The sequence below is a fragment of the uncultured Comamonas sp. genome, from assembly GCF_964277875.1.
Lineage (GTDB): Bacteria > Pseudomonadota > Gammaproteobacteria > Burkholderiales > Burkholderiaceae_C > Comamonas > Comamonas sediminis.
Window position 1 is genome coordinate 54024 of the sequence record NZ_CAXYJV010000002.1, and the last position, 21349, is coordinate 75372.

Below are 21349 nucleotides of genomic sequence, written 5' to 3' on the forward strand. Positions count from 1 at the left end.
ACGGTGCAAAGCTGCGCTCCTAGGCCAAACCCGGATTTCTCCGAAATTACATTACACACATAATGTATTTCAGGAGACCCGTTGTGCCGAACCTGCACCAAATCAAAAGCGAACAGACGCGTGAGCGCCTGATGGATGCTGCACTCGATGTGATGCAGGCCAAAGGCATTGCCAGCCTGTCGATGCATGAGGTGGCCCGCATGGCGGGGATGACCACCGGGGCGGTGCAGCACCACTTCTCGTCGAAGGCCGAGCTGATGCTGCAGATCATCCGGCGGCTGGTGCAGAAGATCGATACCGACGACAGCTTCTGGCCATCGCCGCGCTGGTCCATGCGGCGGCGTGCCGACCATTTTGTGCACGAGGCCTGGCACCGGCTCTATGGCCAGCCGCGCTTTGCGGTGGCCTGGGAGGCTTACCTGGCCGTGCGTGCTGACGAGGACATCGTCGCCCATATCCGCGCCGAGCGCGCCCTCATCAATGAGCAGCTGCAGCAGCGCCTGTGCGGTAGCTTTCCCGAATGGGCAGCGGCGCCCGATGGCGCAGCGCGCTGCCAGCTGGTGCTGTCCTGTCTGCGCGGCCTGGGTGTCGTCGCGCCGTTTTCCAGCCCGGCTGCCATTGACCAGCAACTGCAGCAGCTGTCCCTGCTACTTCAATCATTTTCCAGCGAGGTGTCCCCTTGATCAGAGCATCCCTTCTTGCCTGCGGCCTGTCAGCCTGGGCGCTCGGTGCCGCCGCACAAAGCCCCCTGCAGGTGATCGCGCAGCAGCCGCCAGGCAGCGGCTCGGACGCCATGACGCGCGCCTGGGGCGAATGCGCCGGGCGGCTGATGGGGCGCCCGGTGGTGGTCCAGAACAAGCCCGGTGCCAACGGCATCCTGGCCATCAACTACCTCAAGGGCCAGGCGGCCGATGGCTCGTTTGCAATGACGATCGGCATGTCGCAGATGACGATCACCCCTTATGTGCACACGCAGATGCCCTATGACCCGCTGAAGGACTTTGCCGGCGTGGCGATGATTGGCTCGTCGCCGCTGGTGCTGGTGGTGCCGGCGGGGGCGGGCATCAGCAAGCTGGCTGATCTGGAAAAGGTGGCCCGGTCCCAGGCCGGCGGGCTCAACTTTGGCTCGCCCGGCAAGGGCAGCCCCGCGCATCTGCTGACCACCGCATTGACCGATGCGATGCACTGGCCCGCCACCCATGTGCCCTTTGTCGGCGAGAGCGCTGGCCTGACAGCGCTGATGGGCCAGCAGATCCAGGCGATGACCTTGGTGCTGAACACGGCAGCGCCCCAGGTCAAGGCCGGCAAGCTGGTACCGCTGGCGGTGTTTGCCAGCCAGCGCTCGGCCGTATTGCCCGAGGTGCCGACGATTGCCGAGGCCGGTGGGCCGGCCGTGCTGGCGCGGCCGTCCTGGATTGCGGTGGTGGCCAAGAAGGGCACGCCGCCAGAGGTGATCAAGACCTTGAACGACGCCACCAACCAGTGCTACAGCGACCCGGTCTATGCCAACAGCATGGACAAGATGGGCGTGACCCTGATGCGCAGCCAGCCTGCCGATGTGCTGGGCTTTGCCGAGCGCGACATCGCCGTCTGGAAGCCTTTGATCGACAAACTGGGATTGGCCACGCAATGAGTCTGGTAGAACACAGCGCCGTTGAGTTGCGCAGTCTGATCCAGAGCCGGCAGATCTCGCCGGTCGAACTGCTCGATGATTGCATCGCCCGCATGCAGGCCATCAACCCGGCGGTGAATGCGCTCTGCGCGACCGATTTCGAGCGGGCCCGCAGCGCTGCCCAGCTGGCAGAAGCGCAGGTGGGGCGGCGCAGCCAGCTGCCGCTGCTCCATGGCCTGCCGTTGGGCGTGAAGGACTTGCAGGCTACCGAAGGCCTGCTGACGACCAGCGGCAATGTGCGGCTGCGAGGCCATGTGCCCGTCAAAGACAATGCCTTCGTGGCCCGGCTGCGTGCCCAGGGCGCGATCGTGACGGCCAAGACCAATACGCCAGACATGGGCGCCGGTGCCAACAGCCGCAACCCGGTCTGGGGCGCTACCGGCAACCCCTTCAACCCGGATCTGAATGCCGGTGGCTCATCGGGCGGCTCGGCCGCAGCGCTGGCGACCGGCATGTTTCCGCTCTGCACCGGCTCGGACACCGGCGGCTCACTGCGCATTCCGGCGGCGCTGTGTGGCGTGGTCGGCCTGCGCCCGTCGCCGGGCCTGATTGCCAATGATGACCGCCCGCTGGGCTGGTCGGCGATCTCGGTGCTCGGCCCCATGGGCCGTGATGTGGCCGATACCGCGCTGATGATGCAGGCCAGCATGGGCCCGCACCCGATGGATCCGCTGAGCATGGGCGTGCGCCATGCACCCGTCTGGCCTGTGCCCGAGATGGACCTGCGCGGCCTGCGCGTGGCCTACACCGAGGACTTTGGCACCTGCGCGGTGGACCCTGTGGTGCGCCGCGCCTTTCGCCAGCGGGTGCAGGCCTTGGCTGGCGAGGTGGCCTGCATGGACGCCTTGCCCTGGAATCTGGAAGAGGCGCACCGCTGCTTTGACATCATCCGCGCCGAGAGCTTTGTCGCCGCGTTTGCCGATACCTACCGAACGGCCCCCGAAACCCTGGGCCCCAATGTGCTGGCCAATGTGGAGATGGCCGCCAGCATCAGCCTGGGCGACCGGGCCTGGGCGCACCTGGCGCAGACCCGCATCCAGCGTTTGTTCCAGCGCACGTTTGAGCAATACGACCTGGTGCTGGCGCCGGTGACGCCGCTGTCGCCCTTCCCCTGGACGCAGCTCTATGCGCAGGAGGTGGATGGCCACACCCAGCGCAACTACTACGAATGGCTGAGCCTGACCTATGTGGTGACCCTGGCGACCAACCCGGCGCTGTCGTTGCCCTGCGGCCGTGACGAGGCGGGCATGCCTTTTGGCCTGCAGATGATCGGCCCGCTGCACCAGGACGGCCGCCTGCTGGCGATGGCCGCTGCGGTCGAGAAGCTGGGCCTGCACAACACCGGCTTTGCCCGCCCCCGACCCGACCTGGCTGCGTTGGCCCAGCCCCGGCCCGCGCTGCGCAGCATCGTCACCCACCCGCCAGAGCTGGGTGGCGCCGCGCAGGCCCCTGTGGGCCAGGCCGTGTAAGCACAGAAGTCTTTCCGCTGAAGGCAAGCCTGCCATGGCGGTGGCAGGCTTTTTTCTTTCTGGCAGGGAGCCTCCTCAATCTTTGTTTAAATAGCGGCATGAACAAGGCCTTTACCAAAGAGACGGACAACGACGACGATGACGATCTGCCGCAACTGCCGACAATCGCTGGCGGCAAGAACTACATCACGCCCGGGGGCTACCGCGCGCTGGAGCAGGAGCTGCTGCAGCTGATCGATGACGAACGGCCCAAGGTGGTGGAGGTGGTGCACTGGGCCGCCAGCAATGGAGACCGCTCGGAAAATGGCGACTACCTGTATGGCAAGAAGCGCCTGCGCGAGATTGACCGGCGCATCCGCTTTCTGACCAAGCGCATGGAAGCGGCCGAGGTGGTGGACCCGGGCGTGCACCATGGCAGCGACCAGGTGTACTTCGGAGCGACGGTGCACTACTGCGACGAGCAAGGCAGCGAGGAGGCGATTACCATCATGGGCATTGACGAGGCCGACGCCAGCCGGGGCCAGGTCAGCTGGGTGGCGCCCATTGCGCGCGCGCTGCTCAAGGCCCGCATTGGCGACGAGGTGCAGTTGCCCACGCCGGGCGGTGTGCGGGTGCTAGAAGTGCTGGATGTGCAGTACCCGGAACCGGGGACTTCCTGAAAGAGCGGAGCCCCAAAACAACAGCGCGCCATCAAGGCGCGCTGTTGTGGCGAGAGCGTCCCGAACGTTGCCGGGCCTCCATCAGGCGGCCGGCAGCACCCGGTGTGCCCGCAGCACATACGGCAGCTTGACCAGCTGGCGCAGCAGCAGCTCCACCTGCGCGCGGTCCCTGACGGTCAACACAAAGCGCAGCGCCATCGTGTCCATCGCCACTTCGTCGTCCATCGTGATGTGGGTGATGTCCGAGCCCATCGCCGCGATCTCTGCCGCAATCTTGCCCAGCACTCCCTTGCCATTGTTGATCGTGACCACGACGCCGGTATCGAACTCGCTGGCCGGTTCATCGGCCCACTCCACATCGACAAAATGCTCGGCATCCTTGGCCAGCAGGCGCTTGCAGACGGCGCATTGCGCGTTGTGCACCACGAGGCCGGCATTGCGGTCGAGGTGGGCGGCAATCGGGTCTCCCGGCACCGGGCGGCAGCATTTGGCGTACTTGACCGCAGCATTGGGCGAGCCGTCTAGCACCAGGGCAGTGGTGGTCGTGCTGGTACCGGTTTTGAAACGCTCCTGGCTCAGCAGCACCGCATCGGGGCGCTGGCCTTGCTCGGCCAGCAGGTCCACCACCTGCTTGGCGGCAAACACCGCAATGCGCTTGCCTTGGCCGATGTCGTTGAACAACTCCACCTTGTTGCGTGCCTCCAGGCGCGTCAGCAGACGTTCCCAGACGGCCTTGTCCTCGGGAAGCTGGGGGATGCCTTCGGCGCGCAGCGCTTGCAGCAGCAGGCGCTCGCCCAGCGCAGCGGTTTCATTCTGGCCCTGGGTCTTGAGGTAATAGCGGATCTTGGATTTGGCCCGGCCGGTGCGCACGATGGACAGCCACGAAGGGTGGGGCGCTGCATCGGGCGAGGTCGATACCTCCACCACATCGCCGCTCTTGAGCACCGTGCTCAGCGGCACCTGTTCGTTGTTGATGCGTGCGCCCTGTGTGCGCTCGCCGACATTGCTGTGGATGGCATAGGCAAAGTCCAGCACGGTCGCGCCCCGGGGCAGGGTGAGCATCTGGTTCTTCGGCGTGAACACATAGACCGAGTCGGGGAACAGGTCCACCCGCACGTTGTCCCAGAACTCATGGGCGTCGCGGGTCTCGTCCTGGATGTCGAGCAGCGATTGCACCCATTTGTTGCCCGGTTGCTCGCCATTGGGCATGGCCCGCGCCTGGATCATCCAGTGGGTGAGCACGCCGTATTCGTCGACCAGGTTCATGTCCTCGGTGCGGATCTGGAAATCCATGCTCACGCCCGAGGGGCCGACCAGGGTGGTGTGCAGCGACTGGTAGCCGTTCGATTTGGGGTTGGCGATGTAGTCGCGGAATTTGGAAGGCACCGGGCGGAAGACCTGGTGCAGCACGCCCAGCGCGGTATAGCAGTCGATGAGGTTGGGCACGATGACGCGCACCGCGTAGGAGTCGGTCACCTGTGCGAACGACAGGCGCTTGCCATCCATCTTCTTGTAGATGGCGTAAAGCGTTTTTTCCTGGTTGCCCAGGCGGATCTTGATACCGGACTTGGCAAAGGCCGAATCGACCTCGGCATGGATCTTCTGGACCACATCCTTGCGCCGGTTGCGCGAGCGGCCCTGCGCCTTGACCAGGGTGTCATGGCGCCAGGGGTAGAGGTGCTTGAAGGCCAGGTCCTGCAGCTCGCGGTAGACCCGGTTGATGCCCAGGCGGTTGGCGATCGGCACATGGATTTCCATGGTCTCGGTCGAGATGCGGCCCCACTTGCTGCGCGGCATGTCGGACATCGTGCGCATGTTGTGCGTGCGGTCGGCGAGCTTGACGAGAATGACGCGCACATCGCGCGCCATCGCCAGCAGCATCTTGCGGAACGATTCGGCCTGGTTCTCTTCGCGCGAGTTGAACTGGAGCTTGTCCAGCTTGGTCAGTCCATCGACCAGCTCGGCCACCGTGTCGCCAAACTGGCGGGCAATGTCATCGCGGGTGACGCCGCAGTCTTCCATCGCGTCATGCATCAGCGCCGCCATCAGCGCCTGGGCGTCGAGTTTCCAGCTCGCGCAGATTTCCGCCACCGCAATCGGGTGGGTGATGTAGGGATCACCGCTGCTGCGGAACTGGCCGGTATGGGCCTGGGCGGCAAACTCGAATGCTTCCTCGACCAGGGCCAGGTCGGCCTCACCGAGGTAGTCGAGCTTCTCCAAAAATTCGGCGTAGGCACTCACCACGACCGGATACGACATGGCAGGCTTGGCTGCGGCGGTAGCGATGACGCCAGAGACTTGGGCAGGTGCGGAGGGGATGGTCACGGACTTCACGCCTTAACTGTAGCGTGCGATGACAAATTTGTGTGAATACCAAGAAAAATGGCACCGACATTCGGTGCCATTTGGCGCAAGGTGCAGGGACTTAGCCCGGAACCTTCTTCAGCATTTCCAGGCCCACCTTGCCGGCGGCAATTTCGCGCAGCGCGGTGACGGCTGGCTTGTTGCGGCTTTCAATCTTGGGGGTGTGGCCCTGGCTCAGCATGCGCGCACGGTAGGTAGCGGCCAGAACCAGTTGGAAGCGGTTGGGGACTTTATCGAGGCAGTCTTCTACGGTGATGCGGGCCATCAGGAGTTCTCCAGGGTAACAGGGATGTCGAGTGACGAGAAAATTTCGCTGCGAACGCGCTTTTGGGCCGAATAGCGCAAGCGTTGTGAATGTACAACGGCCTTCAAATCGAACAGCGCGCGTTCGAACAATTCATTAATTATAACGAAGTCGAATTTGTGGACCTGGGCCATCTCCTCTTTGGCGTTCGTGAGGCGCTTTTCGATGACGTCGGAGGCATCCTCGCCGCGGTTCTCAAGCCGCGAGCGCAGCTCTTCCCAGCTGGGCGGCAGGATGAAGATTAACACGGCATGGGGAAAGCTTTGCTTGATCTGCAAAGCGCCCTGGTAGTCGATCTCCAGCACGATATCGGTGCCCTTGGCCAGGCGCTCTTCGATCGCTTTCTTGGAGGTGCCGTACAGGTTGCCATGCACATTGGCCCACTCGACAAATGCGTTGGAGGCAATCATCCGCTCGAAATCGTCGCGTGAGGCGAAGTAGTACTCGCGGCCGTGCTTTTCCTGGCCGCGCGGCGAGCGCGTGGTGTGGGAGATGGAGCGAAAGACCTGGGAGTCGAGCTCCAGCAGGGCCTTGACGAGGGACGACTTGCCTGCACCGCTGGGGGCAGAGACGACAAAGAGGTTTCCGGGGTATTCCATGGGAGTTCTGGCTTCTTATTCGATGTTTTGCACTTGTTCGCGCATCTGCTCGATCAGCACCTTCATGTCGACGCTGATGCGGGTCAGGTCCAGCGCTGCAGATTTGGAGCCCAAGGTGTTGGCCTCGCGGTGCAGCTCCTGGATCAGGAAGTCGAGGCGCTTGCCGATATCACCACCCTTGGTCAGCAGACGGCTGATCTCTTCCAGGTGCGAGCGCAGGCGTGTCACTTCTTCTGCCACATCGATGCGGATCGCAAAAGACGTGGCCTCGGTCAGCGCACGATCCTGGGCTGCTTCTGGTGAGACGCTGCCGGCGCTCAGCGCCATCGCTTCTTGCCAGCGCTCCAAAAAGCGCTGCTTTTGCTGCTTGACCAGTTCGGGAATCAGCGGCTCGGCCTGGTCGGCCAGCTGGCGCAGCTGCTTGATGCGGTCTTGGAGCATGTCGGCGAGCCGCTTGCCTTCGCGCTGGCGGGCGTCGAGCAGGGTCTTGAGGCCTTGCTGGCACAGCGCGGCCACGTTCTCAGCCCAGTTCTCGGGCAACTCGATGCTGCCGCTGCCGCTCAGGCGTAGCACTTCTGCGACAGAGAAGGGCTGGGCTGCCGGCATCCAGGCCTTGACGGTGTCCTGGAAGCTGCCCAGCTGCTGCAGCAGGCGGGGCGATGCGACCGGCACGCTGGACGCGTGTTCACTGTTGATCAGTACCCGCACTTCCACCTTGCCACGCTTCAGACTATTATCTACCAGAGAGCGTAACTGAGGTTCGCAGCTTCTGAGGTCTTCCGGAAGCTTAAAAGATAAATCGAGAAAACGGCTGTTAACCGAGCGAATTTCCAGTCCGACGCGCCAGAGGGAGGGAGCATTGTTGTCACCGTCAGGTGGGATGCTTTGCTGGACAGAGGCATAGCCTGTCATGCTGTAAACTGGCATAGGACTGTATGAGGTTGCTTGCAATCGCGCTCATTATCAGGCTTCTCATATACCTGCGTTGTTCATCAAACTATGTCAAAAGTAAAGCCAGCGCCGCTGCCAGCCAATACCGTCATCGGTGGCTACCGTATCGTGCGGCGCATATCGGCAGGGGGGTTCGGGGTGGTCTATCTGGCGCTGGCGCCCGATGGCCAGCAGGTCGCCATCAAGGAGTATTTGCCGTCCAGCCTGGCCACCCGTGCGCCGGGTTCGCTGTCCCCGAGCATCGAGCCCGACAAGCTGTCTCTGTACCGATTGGGCCTCAAGAGTTTCTTTGAAGAGGGCCGCGCGCTCGCCCAGATCTCGCACTCCTCGGTCGTCAGTGTCTACAACTTCTTCCGCGAGAACGACACCGTCTACATGGTGATGAACTACCTGCAAGGGGCCACCTTGCAGGATTTCGTCGTGACCGCCCGCGATCTGAAGGAAGCCAAGGTCTTCCGCGAGTCCACGATCCGCTCGCTGTTCGACGAGGTGCTGCGCGGTCTGCGCATCGTGCACCAGCACAAGATGCTGCACCTCGATATCAAACCGGCCAACATCTTCATCACCGACGACAACAAGGCGGTGATGATCGATTTTGGCGCGGCCCGCGAAGTGCTGAGCAAGGAAGGCAACTTTGTCCGTCCGATGTACACGCCCGGCTTTGCCGCCCCCGAGATGTACCGCCGTGACATGGCGCTGGGCCCCTGGACCGATATCTATGCGATTGGCGCCTGCATCTATGCCTGCATGCAGGGCATTCCGCCCAACGACGCACCCAAGCGCCAGGAAAAGGACCGCCTGAGCCTGGCCATGTCCAAGGTGCGCGGCGTTTACTCGGACAACCTGATCGAACTGGTGGAGTGGTGCATGGCACTGGATCCCCAGGCCCGGCCTCAGTCGGTGTTCCTGTTGCAAAAAGAGCTGGCGCGCGAAGATGAGCGCCGCTATACCAAACTGACTGTCTCCGAGAAGGTTCGTATGTCGATTGATTCGCTGGTCAGCGATACCAAAAAGCGCGTGGGCGGAGGCCAAACCAAATGAAGTTCTCGGTCTTCCAGCTCAGCCGCAAGGGCGGGCGGGAAAAAAACGAAGACAGGATGGGGTATAGCTATACCAAGGAAGCCTGTCTGTTTGTCGTGGCCGATGGCATGGGAGGGCATCCGGAAGGGGAAGTGGCCGCGCAACTGGCGTTGCAGACCGTGTCGCTCGATTTTCAGCGACTGGCGCGCCCCAAGCTGGAGGACCCGGCCGAATTCCTCGAGAATGCGCTGCTGTCGGCGCACCACAATATCCTGAAATACGCGATCGCCAACCAGATGGAAGACCCGCCCCGCACCACGTTGGTGGCCTCGGTGGTGCAGGATGGCAATATCTGGTGGGTGCATTGTGGCGACTCGCGCCTGTACCTGGTGCGCAGCGGCAAGGTACTGGCGCGCACCCGTGACCATTCCTACATGGAGTTGCGTGGTTCCGGGGTGACCAGCATCAACCCCGACCGCTTCAACCGCAATGTGCTGTTCACCTGCCTGGGCAGCCCTTCGCGCCCGTTCTTTGATGTGGCCGGTCCCACCGAGATGCACCGCAGCGACCGCATCATGCTGTGCTCTGACGGGCTGTGGAGCAGCGTCTCCGAGACGGTGATTGCGCGCGAGCTGGCCAACAAGTCGGTCTCCCGCGCCATCCCCGACCTGATCGATGCGGCCCTGCGCAAGGCCGGCGCCACCAGCGACAACGTCACGGCGGTAGCGATGGAGTGGGAAATGCCCGGTGCCGAGCGCTTCGAGTCGGACGAGCCGGTGAGTGACACCTTGCCGCCACCGGTCGAGCCCGATGCCGGTGGCAAGGCCGAGCCTCGGCCGGATGCGCCCGCCGCATAAGCCCGGCATGCACTGCGTTTTGTCGCTCCGCCGATAATTCAGCCTGTCCTGCATGGCGGCGCAAGGCCGCCATGCCTGTTTTTACTTTTCTCCAAAAAGCAGCGGGCTGCGCAGGTGAGCCTGCCGCGGCCGCTGGTGTCGATCCATGAAAATCGTTCTCGCTTCCAACAACCCGGGCAAACTCGCCGAACTGCAGGCCATGTTCGAGCCGCTGGGCGTCACCCTGGTCCCCCAGGGCGATTTGATGCAGGGCGAAGCGCCCGAGCCTTATGGCACCTTTCTGGAAAATGCGTTGACCAAGGCCCGCTTTGCGTCCGAGCACACCGGCCTGCCCGCCATTGCCGATGATGCCGGTCTGTGCGTGGCGGCCTTCGGCGGTCTGCCGGGGGTGGATACCGCCTACTACTGCACCCAGTTCGGTTACCAGAAAAGCGATGCCAACAATGTGCGCGCGCTGCTGGAACAGATGCAGGGCGTGACCGACCGCCGTGCGGCCATGGTCAGCACCTTGGTGGCGGTGCGCCACCCCAAGGATCCGGAGCCGCTGGTCGCGGTGGGCCGGGTGGCTGCCGAAATCACCACCGCGCCGCTGGGCGAGGGCGGCTTCGGCTTCGACCCGGTGCTGCTGATCCCCGAGCTGGGCATGACCTTTGGGCAAATGGCCACCGAGGTCAAGCATGCGCACAGCCACCGTGGCCGCTCGTCGCGCCAGATGATGGCATTGCTGCGCGACAGCTGGTTGGCCGGCTCGCCGCTGGTGGCGGCGGCGCCCAAGGACTGAGATGGCGGTGCATATTCCGCTGCAATCGGCGCAAGCGCCAGAGCAGGTGGTGCAGCGCGATATCCAGCACTACATGCGCCCGGGCACCTTGCAGCTGCCCAGCCTGCCGCCGCTGTCGCTGTATGTGCATCTGCCCTGGTGCATCAAGAAATGCCCGTACTGCGATTTCAATTCGCATGAGGCGCGCGACGGCCGCCATGCGGTGCCCGAAGAGCGCTACATCGATGCGCTGATTGCCGACCTGGAGCAGGCCTTGCCGCTCATCTGGGGGCGCAGCATCCACAGCATTTTTCTGGGGGGCGGCACCCCCAGCCTGTTTTCGCCGGAATCGATTGACCGGCTGATCTCGGCCATCCGTGCGCGTCTGCGTGTGGAGGCCGGTTGCGAGATCACGATGGAGGCCAACCCCGGCACCTTCGAGAAGGACCGCTTTCGGGCGTTTCGCGGTGCGGGCATCACCCGTCTGTCGATTGGCGTGCAGAGCTTTGACGACCGCTTTCTGGAAGCCATCGGCCGCGTGCACAACGGTGCGCAGGCAATGGCAGCGGTTGAAGAGGCCGCCAGCAGCTTCGAGACCTTCAACCTGGACATCATGTATGCGCTGCCGGGCCAGACTGCCCAGGACCTGGCGCGGGACCTGGATACGGCGCTGGGCTTTGCGCCGCCGCACATCTCGATCTACCACCTGACCATCGAGCCCAACACCTTTTTTGCCAAGTACCCGCCGGCCGTTCCGGAGGACGATGTGGCCTATGCGATGCTGGACCAGATCACGGCGCGCACCGCGCAGGCCGGCATGCAGCGCTACGAGGTGTCGGCCTATGCCAAGCCGGGCCATGCCTGCGTGCACAACAGCAACTACTGGCTGTTTGGGGATTACCTGGGCATTGGAGCGGGCGCCCACAGCAAGCTGAGCTTTGCCCACCGCGTGGTGCGCCAGGTGCGGCTGCGTGATCCGGCCCGCTACATGGCCCAGGCGCTGCAGGGGAATGCGCTGGCGCAGGACGACGAGGTCAAGCGCGCCGATCTGCCGTTCGAGTTCATGCTCAATGCGCTGCGCCTGCGCGAGGGCTTTGCGCTGCAGGACTACCTGGACCGCACGGGCCTGCCGCTCAGCGCCATCGCCAAGGCCTTGCACGAGGCCGAGGCCAAGGGGCTGATCAAGCTGGATTTCCAGAAAGTCACCCCCACAGAGCGTGGATTCGACTTTCTGAGCGATCTGCAGGAGCTGTTCCTGGCCTGAAGGTGGGGCGCCCAACGCCCCATTTTTTACCGACTAGTCAATATGTGGACTGCGCAGGCCCTACGCAGAGCGTATAGATATCGCGCACAATAGCGCCCGCTGCTGAGCAACCATGCCGCCATCCGTGCGGCATTTTTGTGTGCGCAGCGGTCATAAAACCTACTACAAAGCGCATTTCATGTCTTCATCCGCTGCCGGGTCTGCCGCTACAGGCACTGCCTCCTCCTCTTCCGATACCGTCAACCGCTATGGCTGGAAGGCCTTGGCTGGTTCGGCCGTGGGCTACGCCATGGACGGTTTTGACCTGCTGATCCTGGGCTTCATGCTCAGCGCCATCCGTGAGGATCTGGGGCTGACGACGGCGCAGGCCGGATCGCTGGTCACCTGGACCTTGATCGGCGCTGTCGTGGGCGGCATCGTGTTTGGCATGCTCAGCGACCGCTATGGCCGCATCCGCGTGCTGACCTGGACCATCGTGCTGTTTGCCGTGTTTACCGGGCTGTGTGCGTTTGCGCAGGGTTACTGGGACCTGCTGGTCTACCGCACCATCGCCGGTATCGGCCTGGGCGGCGAGTTCGGCATTGGCATGGCGCTGGCAGCGGAGGCCTGGCCGGCGCGCTACCGGGCGCGTGTCTCATCCTATGTGGCGCTGGGCTGGCAGGTGGGGGTATTGGGCGCCGCCTTGCTGACGCCATTGCTGCTGCCCCATATCGGCTGGCGCGGCATGTTCCTGGTGGGCGTGATTCCGGCCTTTGTGGCCTGGTTCATCCGCAACCGTCTGCATGAGCCCGAGGTGTTTGTGCGCAGCCAGGAGAAAAAGCAGTCCGTGCTGCAGTGCTTCAAGCTGCTGGTCAAGGACCGCGCCACCACCCGCATCAGTGCCGGCATTGCCGTGCTCACCTCGGTGCAGAACTTTGGCTACTACGGCATCATGATCTGGATGCCCGCCTTCCTGGCCAACAAGCTGGGCTTCAACCTGACCAAGTCCGCGCTGTGGACCGCCGTCACCATCCTGGGCATGATGGCCGGCATCTGGATCTTTGGCCAACTGGCCGACCGCATTGGCCGCAAGCCGAGCTTTCTGCTGTTCCAGGCGGGGGCGGCGCTGATGGTGCTGTTCTACTCGCAGCTCAACGACCCCATCACCATGCTCTGGGCCGGTGCCGTGATGGGCATGTTCGTCAACGGCATGATGGGCGGCTTTGGCGCCTTGATGAGCGAGGCCTACCCGACCGAGGCCCGGGCCACCGCCCAGAATGTGCTGTTCAACATTGGCCGCGCCGTCGGTGGCGCAGGTCCGGTGGTGATCGGCGCCATTGCGGCCCAGTATTCGTTCCAGATGGCCATTGGCCTGCTGGCTGCCATCTATGTGCTCGATGCGCTGGCGACGGTGTGGCTGATCCCGGAACTCCGGGGCAAAGAACTGCACTGAGCCCAGGCCCCAGGCCCCAAGCGGCTAGGACTGCGGCTGCTGCACGCCTGGGTAGGTGGCCGGCGCCTTCGGAATGTGCAGGCTGAAGCACGAGCCCTCGTTGACCCCGCTGGTGACGCTGACAAAACCCTGGTGGCGCAGCACCACCGTCTGCACAAAGCTCAGGCCCAGGCCGATGCCCGAGATTTGCGGCTGGCTGTTCTGGTGGAAGCGCTGGAACGGCTGAAAGAGCTTGTCCAGCTGCTCCTGCGTCATGCCAAAGCCCTGGTCGCGCACTTCCACCTGCCAGTACTCGCCATCATCGGCAATGCTGGCCTCCACCACCGTGCCGCTGGGGCTGTACTTGATCGCGTTGCCCAGCAGGTTGACAAAGCAGCGCTGCAGCAAGGACCGGTCTCCGACGCAGACGATGTCGGTCTCGGCGGCCTCCAGCGCTCCGGGCAGGTAGCGTGCCTGGATTTTCTTCTCCGAGGCCTTGGCCCAGCAGTCGTCAACGGCTTCTTGCAGCAATACATCGAGGTTGAGCAGCTGCGGCTGCATGGCCTGCGACTGGGCCGAGGCGAGCTGGACAAAGCTCTCTGCCATCTCCAGCGACTGGTGCGCCAGGCGGTTGATCTTGCGGTGCAGCTCGGCCTCGCTCATCTGGCCGGGGAATTCCTTGTACATCTCCAGCAAGGTGATGATCGAGGACTGGGGTGAGCGGAAATCATGCGAGATGAAACGCAGCGCCTGGTCGCGCTGCTGCTGCGCCTTGTGCAGCTCGGTCAGGTCCACCAGCATCAACAGCCAGCCCGCAGGCGCCGGCGCACGAAAGGCCTCGGCCAGCAGCAGCCAGGGGTGGTCCTCGCGGTCGAGCACCTCGCACTCGGGCGGCAGGGCGCGCAGCTGCTCGGCGCTGGCAAACGACAGCACCTGGCCCGAGTCCTTGGTGCGCATGCCCTGCAGCGCCGACTGGATCGCGATCAACCCCTGGCTGGGCACGCCCAGGTTCTGCAGGTAGCGCACGGCGGCGGCATTGTGCAGGCTGACCATGCCCAACGGATCGACCACAAAGGTGGGCGAGGGGATCTGGCGCAGCGTATCGCGCACAAAGCCGTGCATCTGGCGCAGGGTGTCGGTGGCGGTCTCCACCGCCTTGATGCGCCGCTCCAGAAAGTCGTCCATCAGCAGGCCATTGCGCTGCGGGGCGCTGGTGGTGTCCAGCGCAGCGCGCAGGTTGTGCATCTCCTGCTGCAGGAAACGCGCGGCCGCGCTGAGGCGCCGCCAGCTCCAGATCGGGTAGATGACCAGCAGGCCCACCAGTGCCGCCCCGGGCGCCAGCTGCAAGCCGGCCCAGCTGCGCAGTGCCAGGCACAGCGCCAGCAGGCCCGCAGCCACGGTCATCTGCGCCAGCAGGCCGGCCATCGGCCCCAGCAGTGCAATGGCCAGCAGCGCCAGCACAATCGCGGCCAGGTTGACGGCCATATTGCTCCTCAGCGATACGGCATGCACATGCTGGTTGGACAGCTGGGAGTCGAGCGCATGGGCGATCAGCTCCACGCCCGCGATATGCCGCGATGCGGGCCGCGCGGGGCTGGCAAAGTAATCGCCCAGGCCCGAGGCGGTGGCGCCCAGCAGCACATACTTGCCGCGAAAGCTGTCGGCAGGTATGCGTCCCGTGAGCACATCTTCGGCCGAGTACATGGTGTAGGGCCGGTCTCCTCGGGCAAAGTTGAAGATCTCGGGCGAGCGCTGCACCCACTGCTCTCCGGGCTCGGGGGGGCGCGTGCCCTGGCACAGCGCATGGCTCTGGCCGCTGGCACACAGCATGGCAATGCTGAAATGGGGCCAGGGCCCGGTGTCTTCGCCTTGCGCGCCGGAGTAGCGGCGTATCACTCCGTCGTCATCGACGGTGACGTTCACATGCCCGAGCTGGCGCGCCGCCTCGCGCAGGCGAGCGAGCGGCAGTTCGGCGCCGATGTCCACATTGGCCATGCGCCAGTCCACCGGCAGCACGACATGGCCTGCCTGCGCAATCGCCTGTGCCAGCTGGACATCGTCCTCAGGGTGCTGCAGGTCGGGTTCGCTGAACAGCACGTCCACGCCCAGGGCCTTGGGGTGCTGGGCGGCGATGCGATCTATCAGCTGCGCATGCACGGAGCGGCGCCACGGCCAGCGGCCCACGCTTTGCAGGCTCGCATCGTCAATCGCAACGATGACGATGTCATCGCGGGGCACAGGCGCGCTGAGCCAGCCGGTGAGGTCCTGCACAAAGGTGTTGATGACACGGGGCTGCTCGCGCAGGCTGGCCCAGGCCACCAGGCCCAGCAGCAGCGCAGACAGCGTCAGCCACTCCAGCCAGCGCAGCTGGGTCCGGCTTAATGAAAAAGAGGGAGCGGCCATGGGCGGTTCAGTGAACGCGGACAGCGCACCGTCAGGGGCGCTGTCCAGGTCGGCGTACCCTTAGCGCGGGCTGAGAACAGCTTTGCCTTCACCGGTTCTGAGGACGGTACCCGCGCCGGTGACGACCGAGGGCTCGACAGTGAGCTTGCGCGGATCGGAGTAGCGGCTCTTGAGGCCCGAAGGGTCCAGCACCTGGATGCGCACATAGTAGTTGCCCGCGACCAGGGGGTCCGATGTCCACTGCGGCTGGTCGAGCTGCGTGCTGGCCAGCGGGCTGGCAAAGGATTCGTCTTTGGCCAGCTGCAGGTTGAAACGCTGGTTGGGCTCGGCCGGCCAGGACAGCTGCAGCAGGTTCGGGGCGCTGGGCTCTGCCGCATTCAGCGCATCGGCGCCCAGTGCCGCTGGGTTGCTGCCGGTCTTGAAAGCCTGTGGCTGCGCAAACGGGCCTTGGTCCAGGCTGCCGTCCGCCAGCCGGCGCACGCTGGCCGCACGCCAGAAATAGTGGCCCTCGCCCAGGCCGGTCACGCTGGCCTGGCAGTTGTCCACCACGCCGGAGTCCTGCAAGGGTTGCGAGAAATCCCGGCTGGCAGAGACCTGGATGCGGTAGCCCGCAATGCCCGAGCCGCCCTCGGTGCAGAGCAGCTCGCCATCGGACAAGCCGATCAAGCCATCCGGGGCAGGGCTGGAATAGAGCGGCGGGATGGGAGTCGCCTTGACCTTGATGGTCTGCACCGCCGGCTTGCCTGGTATGTCCTGCGCGTCGATGGCGCGTGCACTCAGGTAGTAGGTGCCGTCCGGTACGGCCTCGAATCGGAAGCTGGGGCTGGCATGGCTTTGGCGCAGGATCACGCGGGACAGATCCGCGTCGAGTGCCAGCAGCACGGCATACTGCCGAGCACCCGGCACCTCGCCCACTTGCAGCGTCAGAAAATTGGCGTCTTCAAAAACGGCGGGGTTGCGCTCCAGGCTGGGTGCCTCCAGCAGGGCCACCGGCGTGCCCACCTGGCCGCTTGCCTGCACTGCCACACCCGTTCCCGCCGGTACCAGGGCCTGCTGCGCCGGCTGGCGCTTTGCCGTGTAACCTTGCACCTGCACCACGCCCTTGTCGACGGCGGTGATGGCCTTGCCGGAATCGGTCACGTTGACCGAGAACACCGTGCCGCGCACGCTGGTGGTGGCCATCGGCGTCTTGATCTCGAACTTGCGCTTGCGGCGCTGGTCCACCACGGGCGTCACATGGGATTCCAGACCGCCCTGGCTCAGATCGAGCACCGATTGCTGCTCGTCGGTGCGGCTGTTCTTGCGCAGCTCGCTGAGCTTGAGCTGCGAGTTCTCATTGATGCGCACCGAGCTGCCATCGGCAAAGCGCAGGCTCACATAGCTGCCCGCAGGCACCTGCAGCTCATCGCCCTCGGTCAGGATCGTGCCCGACGCTGCGCTCTGCCAGTCGCTGCCGGACTGCGGCGAGCGCACGCGTGCAACACCCTTGACATGGGTGATCGTCACTTCCTGGTAGCCCACCATGTGGGCAGGAATGACGATGACCGAGCCCACCCGCAGCCGCAATGGATCCTTGACGCCATTGAGCGTGCCGACGGCGCGCCACTGCTGCGGGTCCTTCAGATAGCGCTGGGCCACGCCTTCAAGCGTGTCGCCGCTGACGACCGTATGGCGGATATCGGGCAACTGGTCTGCCGACGCCGCCAGCGCGAGACCAGGGGCGGCCACGCCAATGGCCAGCCAGATGGCAGTAGACAACGGCAGACGGGAACGAAACAAGATGGCTCTCCTTCAAGCCCGGCGGCCAGGCCGGGCAGGTGGTCGGGATGCATCAGCGTAAATACGGCCAACACGTGTGGCGTGTTGGCCGTATGACGCGCTGCATTTCCCTGCAGACATTCAGTCGGGCTGCGTCTCGGACAGCGGTTTGACGGCCTCAAACCGATAGCCCACTCCATACACTGCGGTGATGATGAACCCGTTCTCCGGACGCAGATCCAGCAAGGTGCGCAGCCGCGATACATGGGTATCGAGCGAGCGCGAGATGACATCGGAATTCTGGCCCCAGATGATTTCGCGCAAATGGTCACGCGACAGCAGGCGCCCCATGTTCTGAAACAGGAACAGCGCCAGATCGTACTCGCGGTTCTTCAACTCCACCAGCTTGCCGTCCACTTCCAAGGCCCGCGAATCGGACAGGAACTTGTAGCGGCCAAACTCCAGCGTACCCTTGGTGGCCGCAGGGTAGGCGCGGCGCAGCAGCGCACGCACGCGCGCGACCAGCTCGGCCACCCGCAGCGGTTTGATCATGAAATCGTCCGCTCCAGCCTCCAGTCCCTCGACGATGTCCGCCTCACCATGGCGGCTGGTGATGAAGAGCACCGGCAACTCCTGGTTGACGTTCTCCCGTATCCAGCGCACGACCTGCGGTCCCGTGGTGTCCGGCAATTGCCAGTCCAGGATCAGCAGGTCGTAGGTTTCGCGGCGCATGTCCTTGATCAGCGAGGCGCCAGAGGAATGGGTCGTACAGGCGTGGCCCTCCGCCTCCATGGTCTTGGAGAGCATATCCAACACCACCAGATCATCATCCAGTGCCACAATTCTCATAACAGCTCACTCCCACAAAGCTCAATAGCTTGCTTTTATTCGATGGCTCAATAATAAAAGCAAATTGAATCACTCGCTCCACACTGCGTTAAACGGGTAAGTTGCCACGGCGGTGACAGCTTCAACAATTAGTTGCAAATGCAGTATAGGCAGTCTCTTAACTCTCGGCTATCTCTTTGAGCGCCAACTGCACATCCGACAGGGAGCAGCTGTCACCCAATTGCAGGTTGTCCATGGCCTCGGGGAGGCTCTGTGGCTGCGCCTGCAATTGTGCAATCATCGCACCCGCGTCCCTGGGCGCATCGAATCCCAGGCTTTGCAGCAGCACGGCGCCATCGGCCCGCACCAGCTTGAAGTAGAACTTGCCGTCCTTGTCGCGGTACTGCTTGAATGCAGCGCCCGCCTGCCGGGTTGCCGCCTTCGGCGTATCGGCATGGCTGGCCGCGGTCAGTGGCCGCAGGCCAACAGCGGCACGTAACTTATGTAGTAAAGGGCCTGAATATGTTCGTGCTTTTTCTGCACCTTGGCGCAAAATGGCCTCCACTTCCTGGGGGTGCGCCATCAGGTAGTTGTAGCGCTCACGCAACGGAGCGAGCTCACGGTCAATGCATTCGAACAGCAAGGCCTTCGCATCTCCCCAGGCAATGCCGTCTGCATAGGCCTGGCGCAAGGCCGCTGTTTCCTCGGGGGCGGCAAACGCCTGGTACATCTGAAACAGTGCCGAGCCTTCCACTTCCTTGGGCTCGCCGGGGGCGCGCGAGTCGGTCACGATGCTGCCGATCAACTTCTTGAGCTGGGCCTGCGTGGAGAACAGCGGAATCGTGTTGTCGTAGCTCTTGCTCATCTTGCGGCCATCGAGGCCGGCCAGGGTCGCCACATGGTCGTCCACTGCTGCCTCGGGCAGCACGAAATGCTCGCCATACAGGTGGTTGAAGCTCGAGGCCATGTCACGGGCCATCTCGATATGCTGGATCTGGTCACGGCCCACTGGCACCTTGTTCGCGTTGAACACCAGAATGTCTGCGCCCATCAGCACCGGGTACATGAAAAGCCCTGCGGTGACGCCGTCATCGCCTTCCTTGCCGGATTCGGCATTCTTGTCCTGCGCGGCCTTGTAGGCATGGGCGCGGTTGAGCACGCCCTTGCCGGTCACGCAGGTCAGAAACCAGGTCAGCTCGGGAATCTCCGGGATATCCGACTGGCGGTAGAAGGTCACGTGCTCGGGGTTCAGGCCAGCGGCCAGCCAGCTCGCTGCGATTTCCAAGGTCGAGCGGTTGACGCGCTCGGGATCCTGGCACTTGATCAGCGCGTGGTAGTCGGCGAGGAAATAGAAGTTCTCGACATCGCCGGCACGGCTGGCGGCGATGGCCGGGCGCATCATGCCGGCGTAGTTGCCCAGGTGGGGCGTTCCAGAGGGGGTGATACCCGTGAGATAACGTGTCTTAGTCATAACGATCCATCAATATGCGTTGCTGCGCAGGGCGGGCGGTGCAGGCGGTCAGCTGAAGGGCATCAGCACCACGCTGACAACGGCGTAGCCCAGGCTCATCAGGGGGCGCATCCAGAAGGTGCTGACGACCCCTGCAATGACAAGACCCATGACGATGAAAAATCCATAAGGTTCAATCTTGGAGACGGCCACCGCCTGCTTGTAGGGCAGCAGCCCCACCAGCACACGCCCGCCATCCAGCGGAGGCAGTGGAAACAGGTTGAAGGCCCACATCACCAGGTTCACCAGCACACCGGCCTGCGCCATCTTCAGGAAGAAGCGCTCATCGACGCCGGAGGCGACCAGAATGCCGTAGACCACAGCCCAGAGCAGGGCCTGCACAAAATTGGTCGCAGGGCCGGCCAGCGCCACCCAGATCATGTCGCGTTTGGGGTTGCGCAGGTTGCCAAAGGCCACGGGCACGGGTTTGGCGTAGCCAAACACAAAGGCGCCCGAGGTCATGAAATACAGCATCAGCGGCATCAGGATGGTGCCGATGGGGTCGATGTGCTTGAGCGGGTTCAGCGTCAGGCGGCCCAGCATGGCCGCCGTGTTGTCCCCGAAATGGCGCGCAGCATAGCCATGCGCTGCCTCGTGCACGGTGATGGAGAACAGCACCGGCAGTGCATAGATCAGAACGGTTTGTATCAGGTCAGCGTTCACGGAGAAGGCGGGTCATCAGTAAAGTGGGAAAGGGCGCGCCACAGCGCACCAGGCAGTGGCGAGCCTATCAGATTTGCCGGTGGCCTCTGCGCAGCGATGGCAATGGCCGTGGCAAACGTTTGCGCAGGCCGCCTCAGCAGGGCCCGCCCCAGTACGCCAGCCGTGTGTGGCGGCCCGCTTACAGACCCAGTTGCGCCAGTGGCCCGCGGCCTTCGCGCACCACCACGGGCGCACCCCCGGTGCCCATCGGCGTCAGGTCGACGATCGTCGTCGGCTCCAGCGGGCAGGGCCCCGCATTGACCACCAGTTCGATCTGCGATTCAAAGCGCTCGCGGATTTCTTCGGGGTCATTCAGCGGCTCGGTCTCGCCCGGCGGAATCAAGGTGGTGGACAGCAGCGGCTCCCCATGCAACTCCAGCAGCATCAACAGGCCCTTGTTGTCGGGCACGCGCAGACCAATGGTCTTGCGCGAAGGGTGGCTGATGCGGCGGGGCACCTCTTTGGTGGCGGCCAGAATAAAGGTGAACGGTCCGGGCGTGCCCAGCTTGAGCATGCGGAACTGGTGGTTGTCCACCATCGCATAGCTCGACAGCTGGGACAGATCGCAGCACAGCAACGTGAGCATGCGTTTGTCATCGATCTGGCGGATGCGGCGCAGCCGGTCTACCACTTGCTTGTTGTCTAGCGCGCAGACAAAGGCGTAGCTGGAGTCGGTGGGCACTGCCAGGATGCCGCCGTCCTTGAGCATGGCGGCGGCCTGCTTGAGCAGGCGGGGTTGGGGATTGTCGGGGTGAACCTCGAAGTATTGGGCCATGGATGTGTTGGTGGTGCGCTGGTTATCGTGGGTGTGGCGGTTG

The 21349-nt window shown here is 63.8% G+C and carries 19 protein-coding genes; 9 read left to right on the top strand and 10 right to left on the bottom strand.

Annotation, left to right across the window (positions count from 1 at the left end):
* The first annotated feature begins 83 nt into the window (after nucleotides 1-83).
* The 4 genes from ACHWUQ_RS01340 to greB all read left to right on the top strand — a co-directional run bounded on the left by ACHWUQ_RS01340 (nucleotide 84) and on the right by greB (nucleotide 3800).
* Nucleotides 84-683 (top strand): TetR/AcrR family transcriptional regulator, encoded by a 600-nt coding sequence (locus tag ACHWUQ_RS01340; RefSeq protein ID WP_312410468.1) that lies wholly within the window; start codon nucleotides 84-86, stop codon nucleotides 681-683.
* Nucleotides 680-1633 carry a tripartite tricarboxylate transporter substrate binding protein gene (locus tag ACHWUQ_RS01345; RefSeq protein WP_239811072.1) on the top strand — a complete coding sequence of 318 codons (954 nt, stop codon included), beginning with the start codon at nucleotides 680-682 and terminating at the stop codon, nucleotides 1631-1633. Before ACHWUQ_RS01340 ends, ACHWUQ_RS01345 begins: the two co-directional genes overlap by 4 nt.
* Nucleotides 1630-3141 carry an amidase gene (locus ACHWUQ_RS01350; protein ID WP_394680122.1) on the top strand — a complete coding sequence of 504 codons (1512 nt, stop codon included), beginning with the start codon at nucleotides 1630-1632 and terminating at the stop codon, nucleotides 3139-3141. Before ACHWUQ_RS01345 ends, ACHWUQ_RS01350 begins: the two co-directional genes overlap by 4 nt.
* 98 nt (nucleotides 3142-3239) lie before the next feature.
* Complete coding sequence (gene greB / locus ACHWUQ_RS01355) at nucleotides 3240-3800, top strand: transcription elongation factor GreB (protein ID WP_312410462.1); 561 nt, start codon at nucleotides 3240-3242, stop codon at nucleotides 3798-3800.
* Nucleotides 3801-3881: 81 nt separating this feature from the next.
* On the opposite strand, the gene ACHWUQ_RS01360 is transcribed toward greB, so the two are convergent.
* The 4 genes from ACHWUQ_RS01360 to ACHWUQ_RS01375 form a co-directional block, all read right to left on the bottom strand.
* Entirely contained in the window at nucleotides 3882-6134 is a 2253-nt protein-coding gene (locus ACHWUQ_RS01360; RefSeq protein ID WP_394680123.1) for a RelA/SpoT family protein, read from the bottom strand.
* Between the two features lie 91 nt (nucleotides 6135-6225).
* Nucleotides 6226-6429 (bottom strand): DNA-directed RNA polymerase subunit omega, encoded by a 204-nt coding sequence (gene rpoZ, locus ACHWUQ_RS01365; protein WP_239811075.1) that lies wholly within the window; start codon nucleotides 6427-6429, stop codon nucleotides 6226-6228.
* Nucleotides 6429-7067 carry a guanylate kinase gene (gmk, locus tag ACHWUQ_RS01370; protein WP_239811076.1) on the bottom strand — a complete coding sequence of 213 codons (639 nt, stop codon included), beginning with the start codon at nucleotides 7065-7067 and terminating at the stop codon, nucleotides 6429-6431. Before gmk ends, rpoZ begins: the two co-directional genes overlap by 1 nt.
* A gap of 15 nt (nucleotides 7068-7082) precedes the next feature.
* Nucleotides 7083-7994 carry a YicC/YloC family endoribonuclease gene (locus tag ACHWUQ_RS01375; RefSeq protein WP_394680124.1) on the bottom strand — a complete coding sequence of 304 codons (912 nt, stop codon included), beginning with the start codon at nucleotides 7992-7994 and terminating at the stop codon, nucleotides 7083-7085.
* 72 nt (nucleotides 7995-8066) lie between these two features.
* On the opposite strand from ACHWUQ_RS01375, the gene ACHWUQ_RS01380 reads away from it, so the two are divergent.
* The 5 genes from ACHWUQ_RS01380 (at nucleotide 8067) to ACHWUQ_RS01400 (ending at nucleotide 13351) form a co-directional block, all read left to right on the top strand.
* Entirely contained in the window at nucleotides 8067-9059 is a 993-nt protein-coding gene (locus ACHWUQ_RS01380; protein WP_239811078.1) for a serine/threonine-protein kinase, read from the top strand.
* Nucleotides 9056-9895 (top strand): PP2C family protein-serine/threonine phosphatase, encoded by an 840-nt coding sequence (locus tag ACHWUQ_RS01385; RefSeq protein WP_394680125.1) that lies wholly within the window; start codon nucleotides 9056-9058, stop codon nucleotides 9893-9895. The genes ACHWUQ_RS01380 and ACHWUQ_RS01385 overlap by 4 nt, the downstream gene beginning before the upstream one ends.
* A gap of 145 nt (nucleotides 9896-10040) precedes the next feature.
* A complete protein-coding gene (locus tag ACHWUQ_RS01390; protein ID WP_394680126.1) occupies nucleotides 10041-10676 on the top strand; it encodes a non-canonical purine NTP pyrophosphatase in 636 nt (211 codons plus the stop codon).
* A 1-nt stretch (nucleotide 10677) separates the two neighbouring features.
* A complete protein-coding gene (hemW, locus tag ACHWUQ_RS01395) occupies nucleotides 10678-11919 on the top strand; it encodes a radical SAM family heme chaperone HemW (RefSeq protein ID WP_239811081.1) in 1242 nt (413 codons plus the stop codon).
* A 289-nt stretch (nucleotides 11920-12208) separates the two neighbouring features.
* Nucleotides 12209-13351, top strand: coding sequence for an MFS transporter (locus ACHWUQ_RS01400; protein WP_394680180.1), 1143 nt, complete (start codon nucleotides 12209-12211; stop codon nucleotides 13349-13351).
* Between the two features lie 24 nt (nucleotides 13352-13375).
* Here ACHWUQ_RS01400 and ACHWUQ_RS01405 read toward each other — a convergent pair whose 3' ends face one another.
* The 6 genes from ACHWUQ_RS01405 to ACHWUQ_RS01430 all read right to left on the bottom strand — a co-directional run bounded on the left by ACHWUQ_RS01405 (nucleotide 13376) and on the right by ACHWUQ_RS01430 (nucleotide 21306).
* Nucleotides 13376-15733, bottom strand: coding sequence for a CHASE2 domain-containing protein (locus tag ACHWUQ_RS01405; RefSeq protein WP_394680127.1), 2358 nt, complete (start codon nucleotides 15731-15733; stop codon nucleotides 13376-13378).
* Nucleotides 15734-15793: 60 nt separating this feature from the next.
* Entirely contained in the window at nucleotides 15794-17512 is a 1719-nt protein-coding gene (locus tag ACHWUQ_RS01410) for a FecR domain-containing protein (RefSeq protein ID WP_394680128.1), read from the bottom strand.
* Between the two features lie 120 nt (nucleotides 17513-17632).
* On the bottom strand, nucleotides 17633-18340 hold the full coding sequence (locus ACHWUQ_RS01415; RefSeq protein ID WP_239811084.1) for a response regulator transcription factor: 708 nt from the start codon (nucleotides 18338-18340) through the stop codon (nucleotides 17633-17635).
* A gap of 157 nt (nucleotides 18341-18497) precedes the next feature.
* The gene (locus tag ACHWUQ_RS01420; protein ID WP_312834152.1) at nucleotides 18498-19790 is read right to left on the bottom strand and encodes a tryptophan--tRNA ligase; all 1293 of its coding nucleotides are present in this window, start codon (nucleotides 19788-19790) and stop codon (nucleotides 18498-18500) included.
* Between the two features lie 48 nt (nucleotides 19791-19838).
* The gene (locus ACHWUQ_RS01425) at nucleotides 19839-20492 is read right to left on the bottom strand and encodes a site-2 protease family protein (RefSeq protein ID WP_239811086.1); all 654 of its coding nucleotides are present in this window, start codon (nucleotides 20490-20492) and stop codon (nucleotides 19839-19841) included.
* Between the two features lie 178 nt (nucleotides 20493-20670).
* Nucleotides 20671-21306, bottom strand: a complete 636-nt coding sequence (locus ACHWUQ_RS01430; RefSeq protein ID WP_239811087.1) for an L-threonylcarbamoyladenylate synthase — start codon at nucleotides 21304-21306, stop codon at nucleotides 20671-20673.
* Between the last annotated feature and the right edge of the window lie 43 nt (nucleotides 21307-21349).

Excerpts from the sequence above, each read along its gene's own strand:
- ACHWUQ_RS01350 (WP_394680122.1), top strand. The coding sequence starts at position 1,630 with ATGAGTCTGGTAGAACACAGCGCCGTTGAGTTGCGCAGTCTGATCCAG.
- greB (WP_312410462.1), top strand. The coding sequence starts at position 3,240 with ATGAACAAGGCCTTTACCAAAGAGACGGACAACGACGACGATGACGAT.
- rpoZ (WP_239811075.1), bottom strand. The coding sequence starts at position 6,429 with ATGGCCCGCATCACCGTAGAAGACTGCCTCGATAAAGTCCCCAACCGC.
- gmk (WP_239811076.1), bottom strand. The coding sequence starts at position 7,067 with ATGGAATACCCCGGAAACCTCTTTGTCGTCTCTGCCCCCAGCGGTGCA.
- ACHWUQ_RS01375 (WP_394680124.1), bottom strand. The coding sequence starts at position 7,994 with ATGCCAGTTTACAGCATGACAGGCTATGCCTCTGTCCAGCAAAGCATC.
- ACHWUQ_RS01380 (WP_239811078.1), top strand. The coding sequence starts at position 8,067 with ATGTCAAAAGTAAAGCCAGCGCCGCTGCCAGCCAATACCGTCATCGGT.
- ACHWUQ_RS01385 (WP_394680125.1), top strand. The coding sequence starts at position 9,056 with ATGAAGTTCTCGGTCTTCCAGCTCAGCCGCAAGGGCGGGCGGGAAAAA.
- ACHWUQ_RS01390 (WP_394680126.1), top strand. The coding sequence starts at position 10,041 with ATGAAAATCGTTCTCGCTTCCAACAACCCGGGCAAACTCGCCGAACTG.
- hemW (WP_239811081.1), top strand. The coding sequence starts at position 10,678 with ATGGCGGTGCATATTCCGCTGCAATCGGCGCAAGCGCCAGAGCAGGTG.
- ACHWUQ_RS01400 (WP_394680180.1), top strand. The coding sequence starts at position 12,209 with ATGGACGGTTTTGACCTGCTGATCCTGGGCTTCATGCTCAGCGCCATC.
- ACHWUQ_RS01405 (WP_394680127.1), bottom strand. The coding sequence starts at position 15,733 with ATGGCCGCTCCCTCTTTTTCATTAAGCCGGACCCAGCTGCGCTGGCTG.
- ACHWUQ_RS01415 (WP_239811084.1), bottom strand. The coding sequence starts at position 18,340 with ATGAGAATTGTGGCACTGGATGATGATCTGGTGGTGTTGGATATGCTC.
- ACHWUQ_RS01420 (WP_312834152.1), bottom strand. The coding sequence starts at position 19,790 with ATGACTAAGACACGTTATCTCACGGGTATCACCCCCTCTGGAACGCCC.
- ACHWUQ_RS01430 (WP_239811087.1), bottom strand. The coding sequence starts at position 21,306 with ATGGCCCAATACTTCGAGGTTCACCCCGACAATCCCCAACCCCGCCTG.